Origin of the sequence: Pandoraea bronchicola (genome assembly GCF_902459805.1) — a bacterium.
GTDB classification, from domain to species: Bacteria; Pseudomonadota; Gammaproteobacteria; order Burkholderiales; family Burkholderiaceae; genus Pandoraea; species Pandoraea bronchicola.
In genome coordinates this window covers 29155-42096 of the sequence record NZ_CABPST010000009.1, presented here as the reverse complement: position 1 = coordinate 42096, position 12942 = coordinate 29155, and the positions used below count along the sequence as shown (strand labels likewise).

The 12942-nt window shown below is 63.6% G+C and carries 11 protein-coding genes; 4 read left to right on the top strand and 7 right to left on the bottom strand.

The window, feature by feature from the left end; translation table 11 throughout:
* The first annotated feature begins 90 nt into the window (after positions 1-90).
* Complete coding sequence (locus PBR20603_RS16345; RefSeq protein WP_150560571.1) at positions 91-1557, top strand: DNA recombination protein RmuC; 1467 nt, start codon at positions 91-93, stop codon at positions 1555-1557.
* Positions 1558-1589: 32 nt separating this feature from the next.
* Here PBR20603_RS16345 and PBR20603_RS16340 read toward each other — a convergent pair whose 3' ends face one another.
* The 7 genes from PBR20603_RS16340 to PBR20603_RS16310 form a co-directional block, all read right to left on the bottom strand.
* A complete protein-coding gene (locus PBR20603_RS16340) occupies positions 1590-2072 on the bottom strand; it encodes a GNAT family N-acetyltransferase (RefSeq protein ID WP_150560570.1) in 483 nt (160 codons plus the stop codon).
* A 74-nt stretch (positions 2073-2146) separates the two neighbouring features.
* Positions 2147-2431 (bottom strand): hypothetical protein, encoded by a 285-nt coding sequence (locus tag PBR20603_RS16335; protein ID WP_042112855.1) that lies wholly within the window; start codon positions 2429-2431, stop codon positions 2147-2149.
* Positions 2432-2539: 108 nt separating this feature from the next.
* The gene (gene moeA / locus PBR20603_RS16330; protein ID WP_150560569.1) at positions 2540-3823 is read right to left on the bottom strand and encodes a molybdopterin molybdotransferase MoeA; all 1284 of its coding nucleotides are present in this window, start codon (positions 3821-3823) and stop codon (positions 2540-2542) included.
* 87 nt (positions 3824-3910) lie between these two features.
* Positions 3911-4519, bottom strand: coding sequence for a molybdenum cofactor guanylyltransferase MobA (gene mobA / locus PBR20603_RS16325; protein WP_150560568.1), 609 nt, complete (start codon positions 4517-4519; stop codon positions 3911-3913).
* Positions 4520-4558: 39 nt separating this feature from the next.
* Positions 4559-5332, bottom strand: coding sequence for a hypothetical protein (locus tag PBR20603_RS16320; protein ID WP_150560567.1), 774 nt, complete (start codon positions 5330-5332; stop codon positions 4559-4561).
* Between the two features lie 176 nt (positions 5333-5508).
* Positions 5509-6636, bottom strand: a complete 1128-nt coding sequence (gene moaA, locus PBR20603_RS16315) for a GTP 3',8-cyclase MoaA (protein ID WP_150560566.1) — start codon at positions 6634-6636, stop codon at positions 5509-5511.
* A gap of 294 nt (positions 6637-6930) precedes the next feature.
* Positions 6931-10251: an Rne/Rng family ribonuclease gene (locus PBR20603_RS16310; RefSeq protein ID WP_150560565.1), complete on the bottom strand. Its 3321-nt coding sequence runs from the start codon at positions 10249-10251 to the stop codon at positions 6931-6933.
* A 621-nt stretch (positions 10252-10872) separates the two neighbouring features.
* Here PBR20603_RS16310 and PBR20603_RS16305 point away from each other — a divergent pair.
* The 3 genes from PBR20603_RS16305 to PBR20603_RS16295 are packed head-to-tail and all read left to right on the top strand — an operon-like array spanning position 10873 to position 12936.
* Positions 10873-11877, top strand: a complete 1005-nt coding sequence (locus tag PBR20603_RS16305) for an RluA family pseudouridine synthase (protein WP_150560707.1) — start codon at positions 10873-10875, stop codon at positions 11875-11877.
* Entirely contained in the window at positions 11864-12526 is a 663-nt protein-coding gene (locus PBR20603_RS16300) for an HAD family hydrolase (RefSeq protein WP_150560564.1), read from the top strand. Before PBR20603_RS16305 ends, PBR20603_RS16300 begins: the two co-directional genes overlap by 14 nt.
* Entirely contained in the window at positions 12505-12936 is a 432-nt protein-coding gene (locus PBR20603_RS16295) for a Rieske (2Fe-2S) protein (RefSeq protein WP_150560563.1), read from the top strand. The genes PBR20603_RS16300 and PBR20603_RS16295 overlap by 22 nt, the downstream gene beginning before the upstream one ends.
* Positions 12937-12942 lie beyond the last annotated feature (6 nt).

Here is a 12942-nt window from a genome sequence, read left to right as displayed (position 1 = left end):
CGCGAGGGTCGCGATGTCCGTCGGGGCCGCTACGGGCTACGGTAATTTCAGGAAGCAGGATCAGGATGCGTCAACGGGAGTCGCAACGCGATGGTGGAGATGGTGTTGGTAGCGCTTGCAGCGCTGAATCTGTTGGTGATGATCGCGATTGCGTTGAAGGTCTGGCAACGCAATGGCGATACGTCGCTGCGTGAGACGCTCGTCGGCTCGCTCACTCACGTGCGAGATGACTTGCTGCAAGCGGCCGACCGCAGCGAGCGCGGGCTGCGTCAGGAGTTCGCAGAAATCGCCCGTGCAGGACGCGGCGAACAGAGCACGCAAATGGCGCAGTTCCAGCAGACGCTGGCAGCGCAGATGACAAGCGTGGCCACGGTGCAGAACAATCAGATCGACGGGTTTGCACAACAACTGGCCAAGCTCACCGAGTCGAACGCGGCGCAGCTCGAGGCGGTACGCCAGAGTCTTGTGCTCAATGGACAGCAGATGCGTGAGGAGCAGACGTCGACGCTGCGTCGCTTCGGCGAGGCCCAGCACCAGCAGCTCACACAACTCGCCGAAGGCAACGAGCGGCGATTGGCCGAGGTGCGCGCCACGCTCGAGCAGAAGCTCAAGGACATCGAGGTCAACAACGCGGCAAAGCTCGAGGAGATGCGCCGCACCGTCGACGAAAAGTTGCATGCCACGCTCGAACAGCGGCTCGGCGAGTCGTTCAAGCTGGTCTCGGACCGTCTGGAGCAGGTGCATCGCGGTCTGGGTGAGATGCAGACGCTCGCGGCAGGTGTGGGCGATCTGAAGCGCGTGCTGACCAATGTAAAGACGCGAGGCATCTGGGGCGAAGTGCAGTTGCAGGCGCTGCTCGAACAGTTGCTCACGCCCGACCAGTTCGCCAAGAACGTCGCGACCAAACCGGGCAGTGCCGAGCGGGTGGAATTCGCAATCGCGCTGCCGGGACAGCGCAGCGACAGCAACACGCCGGTCTGGTTGCCCATCGACGCGAAGTTCCCGCGAGAGGACTATGAGCGTCTGCTTGACGCGCAGGAACGCGCTGACCCGGCGGCAGTGGAAGAGGCATCGAAGGCGTTGGAGACACGCATCCGGCTGGAAGCGAAGACCATCGCCGACAAGTATCTTGCCCCGCCGCACACGACCGACTTCGCGCTGCTGTTCTTGCCGACGGAGGGACTCTACGCCGAAGTGCTGCGGCGTCCGGGACTCTCGGATCTGCTGCAACGCGAATACCGCGTGACCGTGGCTGGCCCGACAACGCTGACCGCACTGCTCAACAGTCTGCAGATGGGCTTCCGCACGCTGGCCATCGAACGCCGTTCCAGCGAAGTCTGGCAGGTGCTCGGCGCGGTGAAGACGGAGTTCACCAAGTTCGGTGACGTGCTCGCCAAGACCAAATCGCAACTGGAGACGGTGACCCGCTCGATCGACAAGGCCGAGGTGCGCACGCGCGCAATGGCGCGTCAGCTCAAGGCTGTTGAAGCACTGCCCGGTGAGCAAGCCATTGAGCTGCTGGGGGCAGAGGAGCTGGATACCGACGACGAGGCGTGAGCGGCAGGGCGCTCACGCCGCCGGGGCGGGCGTTAGTTGCCCTCGGCGAATCGATTGAGTGCCTCGCCCGTCATGCGCACCACGCGCCAATCGGGCAATACCGTCGCGCCCTGCGACGCGTAGAAATCGATGGCCGGCTGATTCCAGTCGAGGACCGTCCACTCGAATCGTCCGCATTGTCGTTGTACCGCGATGCCGGCGAGTCGGCGCAGCAGTGCCTGCCCCACACCTTTGCCACGCATGGACGGCTGCACATAGACATCTTCGAGATACAGGCCGCGTCGGCCGAGGAACGTCGAGAAGTTATGGAAGTACAGTGCGTAGCCGACTATCTTGTCATCCCATTGCGCGATCAGGCATTCGGCTGCAGGGGCATTCCCGAATAGGGCCTCGTGAACGCTTTCCGGCGTCGCTTCGAAGATATCCAGCAACTTCTCGAAGACGGCCAGTTCTTGCATCAGGCTGTAGATTGCGCCGACATCATCGGCGGTGGCTGCACGAAGGTTCAGAGACATAGGGGGCAAAAATTGAGAGGCGGGGCTGCCAGCGGCGCAAGGCGCCGAACGGTTAGCCGCCGCAGGTGCGAGGTTCAGTACTCTTCTTCGGGGGCGTCGCTCAGCGCGACTTCGATGCCGCCAAATCGTTCGGCCACCCAGTTGTAGGCGTGGCAGGCGATCCAGAGCAGCACGAAGCCGACGATGGCGTTGAGGACCAGCGCGGAAATGAACGCAAGCCCCGGCAGTTCGCCGTAGCGGATGAATGCTGCCAGGAAGGCGAGCAGTACCAGCGGAATGCTGAAAGTGAGATAGACCAGCACCAGTGCTTTAGCCGTCTGGCCGGGGCTGATGTATGTGATCTGCTTTTTCGTTGTCATTGACGTGTGCTTTCGGTTTGTTGCCGTCATCGTCGAAGCGCCGATGACGGCGATATATTGCTATTTCGTTGCTTCGTTTTTTTGGGGAAATCGAGCGTGGTGTGCACGCTAAACCAGTCCGTCGAACACAATGACGTCGACCAGCTCGCCTGCCGCCACATCTGCGCGTGCCGTGCCGAGCGTGACGAAGCAGTTGGCTTCGCTCATCGTGCGCAGAATACCGGCGCTTTGGGCATCGGCGACCGTGACCTGCCAGCGGCCCTGTGCATCGGCGGCAAGTATGCCGCGCAGGAATTCGGTGCGGCCGGGACGTTTGGCAATCGCCGTTGTCGTCGGCACGGGCAAACTCGGGGTAGCTTGCGGCTCAGCTCCCATCAGCGCGAACAGGCCATCGCGAACCAGATGGTAGAACGATGCCATCACGGCCGCCGGATTGCCTGGCAGTCCGAAGAGCAGCGCGCGATGACCCTCGCTCTCGAGTTCGCCGAAAGCGAACGGGCGACCCGGGCGCATCGCCATCTTCCAGAACACGACGTTGCCCAGGCGCGTCATCATCTCGCGCGTGAAATCGGCTTCGCCGACAGAGACTCCGCCTGACGTGATGACGGCATCGGCCTCGCGGCAAGCCGTGCGCAGTGTGTCCTCAATCGCCTGCGGATCGTCGCGTACCACGCCCAGATCGAGCACCTCGACACCCAGCCGTTGCAGCATGCCGAACAGCGTGTAGCGGTTGCTGTCGTACAGATTGCCCGGTGCGAGCGGCTCGCCGACCGAGCGGAGTTCGTCGCCCGTCGAGAAGAACGCCACGCGAATGCGGCGGCGTACGGGCACTTCGGCAATTCCCAGCGACGCGAGCAGGCCGAGAGCCGCCGGCCGCAAGCGCTTGCCTGCATGTAACGCCGGATGCCCTGCGGCCAGATCTTCGCCGACATGGCGCACGTGGCGGCCTGCGGCGACCGCGTTCGCCGCAAAGGTAATGATCTCGGTGTCGCCCTCGCGCCGGACCTGTTCCTGAGGAATGACGGTGTCGCAGCCTGCGGGCAACAGCGCGCCGGTCATGATGCGAACGCATTCGCCAGGGGCGGCCACGCCATCGAACGGATGGCCGGCGAACGAGCGGCCTGCCACGCGCAAACGCACATCGCCGCCGGCGGCAAGCGCACTGCCGGCGAAGGCGTAGCCGTCCATGGCGGCATTTTCGAAAGCGGGAACGTCGAGCGGAGAAATGACGTCGCGCCCGAGTACGCGGCCAAGCGCACTGCGTACGGCAACCTGCTCGATGGCGGATACCGGACTCGCGGTGCGCACAATGATGCCGCGCGCCAATTCGACCGTCATGTCGTTGGGGGCGTAGTCCGGCAAGCCGGCCAGGGCTTCGTCTAGTGTTGTCATCGGTGTGGCGTCGTCATCCGGCACGTATCCGGAATGCATCCCGTAAAAGCGGTGGCGACGGATCTGGCCGCGTCGGTGCCCGGATTGTCAGGGAGCGTGCGGCGTATCGGTATGGAGGTCGTCCAGCGTGTTGACATTGTAAAACGGACGCTCGCCGCCGAAGTGAACTTGTACGGCCTTGTGGCGTGCCAGCCACGCTCGCACGCGATGCTCCCCCGCCGCAAGCGTGGCAGCCAGATCGTCTGCCAGTGAACGATGCAGAAGGGCAAATACCGGATGCGGACCCTGTGCCGTGGCGGCATAGGCGGCCGGTGATCCGGCGAGCGATGCGTTTAACGCAGCACCCAGCCGTTCGCCAAGATCCTCGGGAAGATAGGGGGTGTCGCACGGTGCGGTGAGAACGTAGTCCGTACGTGCCGCCCGCAGCCCGGCCAGCATGCCGGCGAGCGGTCCCGCGAAGTCCTGCGTCTCATCGCTCACGACTTCTGCGCCGAGTGCCGCATAGGCATCGCGATTCCGGTTCGCGCTGATGAGTAACGTCCCGATCTGGGGTCGCAGCCGTTCGGCAACATGCGCGGCAAGCGGCCTTCCGGCGAAGATCTGCAAGCCCTTGTCGCGCCCGCCCATGCGTTGCCCACGTCCGCCCGCAAGGATCAGGCCGGTGATGGCATTGCGGGGGATGGGCGTGGCAGTCATGGACGTGGATTCCTGCTTGATCGGAATGCGGCGGTCTCGCTAGGAGCGGTTCAGCCCGATGACGCGGCCGTTCGCATCGAACCAGACGGCGCCGTCACCCAGCATGACGCCCTGATCGCGGGCGAACATCAAGCGGGGGACGGCAGCGCCAATGGTGCGAACGTAACCGTCAGTGAAAATCTCGTTGTAGCGCGCGAGCAGCGACTTCGGGTTCCGAAGGATCATTGTCTTGCCGCGCAGCGACACATGCAGCGGATAACGGATCGATTGTGCGACGACATCGCGACGGTCGTCGAGTACGCCTTTGCGGAACTGTGTCGCCGCACGATTGACAGTCTCGTCGTCGTTCACGCCGGCGACGCCGTAGAGATGATCGATCTTGCCGGTCTGGATACTCGATAGCGCCAGTTCGAACGGCACCGAACGGCCGCTGCGCAGATCCTTCCATTGACCGGAAATGACCTCGCAGGTGGACGATGCGCCGCGTTGGCGGTTGACGTCGTCGTTGGAGGAGAACTCGCCCTCGAACGTGGCGCGCGGCATGCCGCCTGCGTCAAATTCGGTCAGATGCAGGCGTGACTTGGCTTCCAACTTCCCCGTGAGGTGTGTATCGCTTTGCGACGAGGCATTGGCATAGCGGCCTTCGAGCTTGCCGCCCGACGTGGGGCGCAACACGAGCCGCAACGGATTGCGCTCGCCAAGCTGACCGCTGTAGGTCATCAAATGGTTCGCGATGTCGCGGTCGGACGGATCGCAATCCGCGTGGGCTATCGCTGGCGTGAAGGCGCTCAAGAGCAGCGTCAGAGCGCTCAAACCCGCGACGATCAGGCGCCGGGGCAGAAAATGCGCGCCAAGGCGTGAAGCACGTAGGAGAACCGGCAGAGAGTCTCGGGCGCGGCTGGCGTCCGGGGCAACAGGAATCATGAGTCGAGAAGGAATTCGATAGTTCGAAAGCGTGCAGACGAGCGAACGGGCGGCGCCCGTGACGTTCATCCGCCGATGTAGGACATCTCCACTTTCGGTGGTGCATCGTCAGGCAGGCCGGTGGCCGCCGTACGCAATGCGGAGTAACGGTCGGTGCGACCCTGCCAGATGTCGCCGATGACGGTCGAGATCTGCGCGTCGCTCGCGCCGTTGCGCAGCAACGTGCGCAAGTCGTATCCGGCGCTGGCGAACAGACATAGGTACAACTTGCCTTCCGTAGACAGGCGTGCCCGGGAACAAGTGCCGCAAAAAGCGCGCGTGACCGACGAAATGACGCCGACTTCGCCGCCGCCATCGCGATATTGCCAGCGCTGCGCGGTCTCGCCGGGATAGTTCGGTTCGAGCGGTTCGACGGGCAGGGCCTCGTTCAACCGGGCGATGACGTCCGCCGACGGCAGCACTTCGTTCATACGCCAGCCGTTCGACGAGCCCACATCCATGTACTCGATGAAACGCAACACCACGCCGCTGCCGTGGAAATGCCGTGCCATGGGCACGATTTCGGTGTCGTTGGTGCCACGTTTGACAACCATGTTGACCTTCACCGGGCCCAGGCCGACGTGCTGCGCTTGCGCAATGCCTTCGAGCACATTGGTGACCGGGAAGTCGACATCATTCATCTGTCGGAAGATCGTCTCGTCGAGACTGTCCAGGCTGACGGTAACGCGGGTGAGCCCTGCGTCTTTGAGCGATTGCGCCCGGCGCGCCAGCAGCGAGCCATTGGTCGTGAGCGTGATGTCGAGCGGTTTGCCCGAGGGAGTTCGCAGCCGAGCAAGCATCTCGATCAAGCGCTCGATGTGCTTGCGCAGCAGCGGCTCGCCGCCGGTCAGGCGCAGCTTTTCCACGCCATGTTCGACGAACAGGCGCGCAGCGCGCTCGATCTCTTCGAAAGACAGCAGGGACGATTGCGGCAGGAAGGTGTAGTCCTTGTCGAACACGTCCTTCGGCATGCAATAGACGCAGCGGAAGTTGCAACGATCGGTCACCGAGATCCGCAGGTCGTGCAGCGGCCGCGCCAGCGCATCTTCGAGATGACCGGTGGCTGCGCGGACTTGTGCGGGGATCTGCGGGGCGTGCGTCGTATAACGCGTGTCGCTACGCAGATCGGTGAGTCGGATGATCGTTTCAGTCATGATGGGGCCTTAGCTTGCGTGTCCATTCTAACGAATTGGCTCATGGGCCGCCGATGCCGGCAATTCAGGCATCGGATATCGGTACCCAGGCATTCGTTGAGGACGTCAAGCTCGTACTGCGCCACAAGATACGGGCAGCGCGGAGAAGGCACAAGTCGGGACAACGCGGGGGGCGGGAAAAGCCGCCCCCATCAGCAAAAAAGGAGGCCGAAGCCTCCTTTTCTGGCGTCACTCTACGTTGGGCGGCGCGTTGCCGTGAAGCAGGAACCGCCCGAACGTCATGCGCGATACACGTTACGCCACGTGATCCGACGAGGCACGCGTTTCCACTTGCTCCATCGGACCGCTGTTGACCGGCGTGGACGGACGGCGCTCACGCGGCACGTGCGGTGCCGGTGTGGCTTGCGCTGCGGCTTCCTTGGCGGCGCGGTGCTTGTCGGCGTCCGTGTGGACCCAGACCAGCCCTACGCTTGCCAGCGTCGATTCCAGTGCGCCGCGTTCCAGCGTCGGGGCGACGGCTGCCGGGGCCGGCTGCTGCGTCACGACTTGCGTGTCAGCGGCGGCGGCTTCCGGAGCGACCGGCGCGGCTTGCACCGGCGCGGCGGCAGGGGCCTGCGTTTGCACCGGCTTCACCGTTTCGACCCTCTCGACCGGCGTTCCCGGCGTGACGGTTTCGACGGGTGCCGCCGGGGCCGGGCTGACATCTGCCGGGGCGCTGGCCGTGGCCGCGGTCGCGGCGATCTCGGTCAGCACCTCGGCCGGAACCGTAGGCTGAGCCGGGCTCGGCGTTGCGACTGGCAGCGGCGCGCTGACCGGCGGAACCACCGGGGCTGCGGCCACTTCTGCCGCAGGCAGCGGTGCCACGTTGACCGGAGCGACCGGTTGGGCGATCACTTGCGCCGGGACTTCCGGCGTTGCCGCCGGTGCGGCCTCGCTCACAGTGACAACCTGAGCTGCGACGGCGGGAGCTTCCGCTTGCACGGCCTGAACCTGAACCAACGCCGGTGTCGGCTCGACGCGTACGGCAGGTGTCGGCGTGGGAGCGACGCTCGCCGGAATTGCCGGAGCTGCCGCACGGACCAACGCATCAGTGGCTGCGTTCTCGCTGGCCTCATCCGTCAGGATCGGGGTGCGCACGCCTTCGAGGTCGTCCGACGTCGAGCCTTCGGCGTGTTCGCCGTCGGCATGCTGTTGCTGCTCATTGGCTTCGCGCTCACGACGGCCACCGCGACGACCGCGGCGACGGCTGCGGCGACGCTCTTCACCGCCTTGCTCGCCTTCTTCTGCCGAGACCGTTGCGCCGTCTTCGACTTGGGCCGTCAGACGATCCTGCTCGAGCGCTTCGTGCTCGGCGACAAGCGGTGCGGCAGCTTGCGCGACGCGTTGCGGTACGGCTTGCTGACCATCCGCGCCTTCCGGCTGACGACGCTCGCGACGCTCGTTGCGGTCACGACGGTTGCCACGTTCGCGGCCTTCACGCGATTCGCGGCCCTCTTCGGCGCGCACGTCCTGTGCCGGTTGACGCTGGGCGTCATCGCGCTCACGCTTGTCGCGACCTTCCTGACGCTCATTGCGATCGCCACGTTCGTTGCGCTCATTACGATCGGTACGCTCGTTACGGTCGGTACGCTCGTTACGGTCGGTACGCTCACCTCGTTCGGCTCGCTCTGCACGTTCCGGACGGGCAGCGCGACCCTCACGGCCCTCGCGACCTTCCCGTGCCGGTTGGCCGGCGTTGTCCTTGCCCGACTTGTCGTCGCGAGCATTGCCACGGCGATTCCGGTTCTGCTGATGCGGACGGTCATGACGTTCGCGCGGCGGCCGTGCGGTCGGCTTGGCCGGCTCTTCGGCCTTGACCGGTGCCGGTGCGGCCGGCTCGAGACCGAGCAGACGCTTCACGAAGCCGATGAAGCCACCGCTACGTGCGGGGGCGGCGGCCGGTGCCGTGGCGGCGACAGGCTCAGGGCGCGGTTGCGCCGCGGGTGCCGGCTGATCGGGCGTGATGCCCTTGACGGCGGCTTCCTGACGCGGACGCACATCTTCCTTCTTCTTGCTGTAACCCGCCGGATCGTCTTCCAGAGCACGCGCGGCTTCTTCGGCGAGCGCGTAGCTGGCCTTCGGCGCGTCCAGACGCGGATCGTCAAAGCGCAGGCGCTCCAGCTTGTAGTGCGGCGTTTCGAGGTGCTTATTCGGGATCAGCAGCACGCCAACCTTGAAGCGCGCTTCGATCTTGTTGATTTCCTGACGCTTCTCGTTGAGCAGGAATGCAGAGACCTCGACCGGCACCTGGCAGTGAATGGCTGCCGTGTGCTCCTTCATCGCCTCTTCCTGAATGATGCGCAGGACTTGCAGGGACGACGATTCGGCGTCGCGGATATGGCCGGTGCCGTTGCATCGCGGGCAGGTCACGTGCGTGCCTTCCGACAGCGACGGGCGCAGGCGCTGGCGCGACAGCTCCATCAGGCCGAAACGCGAAATCTTGCCCATCTGGACGCGAGCACGGTCGTGCTTGAGGGCGTCCTTCACACGTTGTTCGACTTCACGTTGGCTCTTGGCCGACTCCATGTCGATGAAGTCGATCACGATCAGGCCGCCCAGGTCACGCAGACGCAACTGGCGTGCGACTTCGTCGGCAGCTTCCAGGTTGGTGCGAAGGGCCGTTTCCTCAATGTCGGCGCCCTTGGTGGCGCGTGCCGAGTTGACGTCGATCGAGACCAGCGCTTCGGTGTGATCGATCACGATGGCGCCGCCCGAGGGCAGGGGGACCTGACGCGAATACGCCGTTTCGATCTGATGTTCGATCTGGAAACGGGAGAACAGCGGCACGTCGTCGCGATACTGCTTCACGCGATTGAGGTGGTCGGGCATGACCACTTGCATGAAGTTACGTGCCTGCTCGGAAATTTCTTCCGTATCGATCAGAATTTCACCGATATCGGGCTGGAAATAGTCGCGGATGGCGCGAATGACGAGGCTCGACTCAAGATAGATCAGCGCCGAGTCGCGCGGCAGCTCGATGTTGGCGGCAGCGCTTTCGACGGCATGCCAGAGTTGCAGCAGGTAGTTCAGGTCCCATTGCAGTTCTTCGGCCGAGCGGCCGATGCCTGCGGTGCGCGCGATGATGCTCATGCCTTCCGGCAATTCGAGCTGCGCCATCGTTTCGCGCAGTTCCTGACGGTCTTCGCCCTCGATGCGGCGCGACACGCCACCGCCACGCGGGTTGTTCGGCATCAGCACGAGGTAACGGCCGGCCAGCGAGATGAACGTGGTGAGGGCAGCGCCCTTGTTGCCGCGTTCTTCCTTTTCGACCTGAACGATGAGTTCCTGGCCTTCGGAGAGGGCGTCCTGAATGCGCGCGTTGCGCACATCGGCACCTTCGCGGAAGTACGCGCGGGCCACTTCCTTGAAGGGCAGGAAGCCGTGGCGGCCTTCACCGTAGTTGACGAAGCAGGCTTCGAGAGAGGGTTCGATACGGGTGATGACACCCTTGTAGATATTGCCTTTACGCTGTTCGCGGCCGGCCGTCTCGATATCGATGTCGATGAGTTTCTGCCCATCGACAATTGCCACGCGCAGTTCTTCCTGCTGCGTGGCGTTGAACAACATGCGTTTCATGAAAACGACTCCCACCCGCCGCAGTTGCCAATGCGCAGTGCGTCGGGCACGTATCACTCGAGTTATCCAACACGCGAGGTTCGAGCCGGGAGTGGAAGAATTGCCGGGGGGTCCGGGCGATGAGGCCCACGGACGCAAAGGCGCCTGCAAATACGTTATCGCGCTCACCCGGAACCGCCGAGACACCGGAAAACTCCGGCTCAGCGCAGATCACTTCGGGCTTGCAGTCCATACCAATAGAAACTGGACGAGAAACTTCATCAGCGTTTTCTCGGGGCGCCTGCCGACACTTATTCTTCTTGTGACGGCGCCTCATTATGACTCTGTGCGCGAACAATATTCACAAAGCGGTCAGCTCGGATCATGTAACCCGGGCTGATCGCCAAAAAATTCTATAACCACCAACTCTATCCGCGTCCCGCGCGCTGCGACCGAAGCGGCCTATGGGCCCACTTCCTGCCGACGCTGCGTGACGTGCGTGCGCTCGCTGCTCCAGGGTCACCGGACGAGCAGCCTGCCCGGGGTGCAAGTAAAATACCGTTTTGGGGTATGCACCGACAGAGGTGGGGATTTGGCATGATTCCCGCTACCGCCATCTCTGTTGGGCAAATTATATTCATAATGAATGAGTTAGGCAAAAGTCGGCAGAAAATGGTTTCGTCGGCATCCACACCGCAGGTTCGGCTCGTCGAAGTTGACGACGGCTCGGCCGGCCAGCGAATCGATAATTTCCTCCTGCGCGAGTGCAAAGGCGTCCCGAAAAGTCACGTCTACCGCATCTTGCGCAGTGGCGAAGTGCGCGTAAACAAAGGAAGAATAGACGCTGCCTATCGGCTTGTCCTTGGTGATATTGTCAGAATTCCGCCCGTTCGCGTGGCTGCCCCCGCCGCAGATGCGCCGGCTCACGTCCCAGCCGCGACCTTCCCTGTGCTGTTCGAAGACGATTACCTGATGGCGATCGATAAGCCCGCCGGGGTCGCCGTGCACGGCGGGAGCGGGGTGTCGTTTGGTGTCATCGAGCAGTTGCGCCGGGCATTGCCGCATCTGAAGTTTCTCGAGCTGGTGCACCGTCTGGACCGTGAAACGTCCGGCATTCTGCTGCTCGCGAAGAAGCGTTCGGCGCTTGTCGGCATGCATGAACAGATTCGCCACAACCGGATGGACAAGCGGTATCTGGCGTGTGTCACAGGCGAGTGGCACGATCGTCAGCGCGCGGTCAAAGCTCCGCTGTATAAGTACGTCACGGCGGAGGGGGAGCGCCGCGTACGCGTGCAGGAGGACGGTCAGGCATCGCACACCGTATTCCGCATGGTGGAATCGCTGCCGCCTTATACATTGCTCGAAGCGGAACTGAAAACGGGACGGACCCATCAGATCCGTGTTCATCTGGCGCATTGCGGTACGCCGATTGTCGGCGACGACAAGTACGGCGACTTCACGCTGAACAAGACGCTCGCGCGTCCCGGCGCCCGCCCGGGGATCAAGCGCATGTTCCTGCACGCGTGGCGACTAAAGTTCACCCATCCCGTGTTGGATACGCCAATTGCGTTGCAGGCAGCGTTACCGCCAGAATGTGAGAAATTCCTGAATCAACTTCGAGGCGCCTCCGCCGATGCCAAGCCCTGAGTTTGACCTGGTCGTTTTTGACTGGGATGGGACGTTGATGGACTCGACGCCCACCATTACCCGTTGCATCCAGGCGGCCTGCCGCGATCTGGGGCTACCTGTACCCTCCGACGAGGTGGCGAGTCACGTGATCGGCCTCGGATTGCGCGATGCGCTGCAAATGGCCGTGCCGTCGCTCGATCCGGCCCACTATCCGCGTTTATCGGAGCGCTATCGCTTCCACTATCTGATAGGTGACAAGGAGACGGTGTTATTTCCCGGAATCCGCGAGCTGCTTGATGAATTGCGCTCGCGGGGCCGTTTCCTTGCCGTGGCGACGGGCAAATCGCGCGTCGGTTTGAACCGCGCGCTTGAGGCGGCGGGTCTGATGCGGATGTTCGACGCGACCCGTTGTGCCGATGAGACATTTTCGAAGCCGCATCCGGCGATGTTGCAGGAACTGACGCGTGAGCTCGGTCAGGATCTGGATCGCACGGTCATGATCGGCGACACCACGCACGATTTGCAGATGGCGCGCAGCGCCGGGACGGCTGGTGTGGCCGTTGCTTACGGTGGCGCACATCCGCGCGAGCAATTGGTGGCGCTGGAGCCCGCCTACTGTGCGGGGAGCGTAGTCGAACTGCGTGAATGGCTGCTGGAGCGCGTGTGAACGAGTCGGCGCCGCTGCCAATCTGTCCGGGCTCCGCGCTCGAGGACGGCGGTCGCGGCGTCCGTTTCGAGGTGCTGGTCGGCGGTCGTCGCACGCCCGCGTTCGTCGTTCGCTACGGCGGGCAGGTGTACGGCTATCTCAATCAGTGCGCGCATGTGCCGATGGAACTCGACTGGTCCGAGGGGCAGTTCTTCGAGGCGTCCGGCTTATACTTGATGTGCGCGACGCACGGCGCAACGTATGAGCCCGATACCGGGCACTGCGTGGGCGGTCCGTGCCGTGGCGGTGCCTTGCAGTCTGTGCGTGTCGAAGAGCGTCCAGCCAGGCAGGACGGCGGGGATGGCACGCTCACGACCGTCGTCTGGTGGCCCGATGCGTACATTGAAGCGCCCGGTCCCTCGGCGCACTGACAGCGC

Coding starts and splice junctions, on each gene's coding strand:
- PBR20603_RS16345 (WP_150560571.1), top strand. CDS start 91: ATGGTGGAGATGGTGTTGGTAGCGCTTGCAGCGCTGAATCTGTTGGTG.
- PBR20603_RS16340 (WP_150560570.1), bottom strand. CDS start 2,072: ATGTCTCTGAACCTTCGTGCAGCCACCGCCGATGATGTCGGCGCAATC.
- PBR20603_RS16335 (WP_042112855.1), bottom strand. CDS start 2,431: ATGACAACGAAAAAGCAGATCACATACATCAGCCCCGGCCAGACGGCT.
- moeA (WP_150560569.1), bottom strand. CDS start 3,823: ATGACAACACTAGACGAAGCCCTGGCCGGCTTGCCGGACTACGCCCCC.
- mobA (WP_150560568.1), bottom strand. CDS start 4,519: ATGACTGCCACGCCCATCCCCCGCAATGCCATCACCGGCCTGATCCTT.
- moaA (WP_150560566.1), bottom strand. CDS start 6,636: ATGACTGAAACGATCATCCGACTCACCGATCTGCGTAGCGACACGCGT.
- PBR20603_RS16310 (WP_150560565.1), bottom strand. CDS start 10,251: ATGAAACGCATGTTGTTCAACGCCACGCAGCAGGAAGAACTGCGCGTG.
- PBR20603_RS16305 (WP_150560707.1), top strand. CDS start 10,873: ATGAATGAGTTAGGCAAAAGTCGGCAGAAAATGGTTTCGTCGGCATCC.
- PBR20603_RS16300 (WP_150560564.1), top strand. CDS start 11,864: ATGCCAAGCCCTGAGTTTGACCTGGTCGTTTTTGACTGGGATGGGACG.
- PBR20603_RS16295 (WP_150560563.1), top strand. CDS start 12,505: ATGGCTGCTGGAGCGCGTGTGAACGAGTCGGCGCCGCTGCCAATCTGT.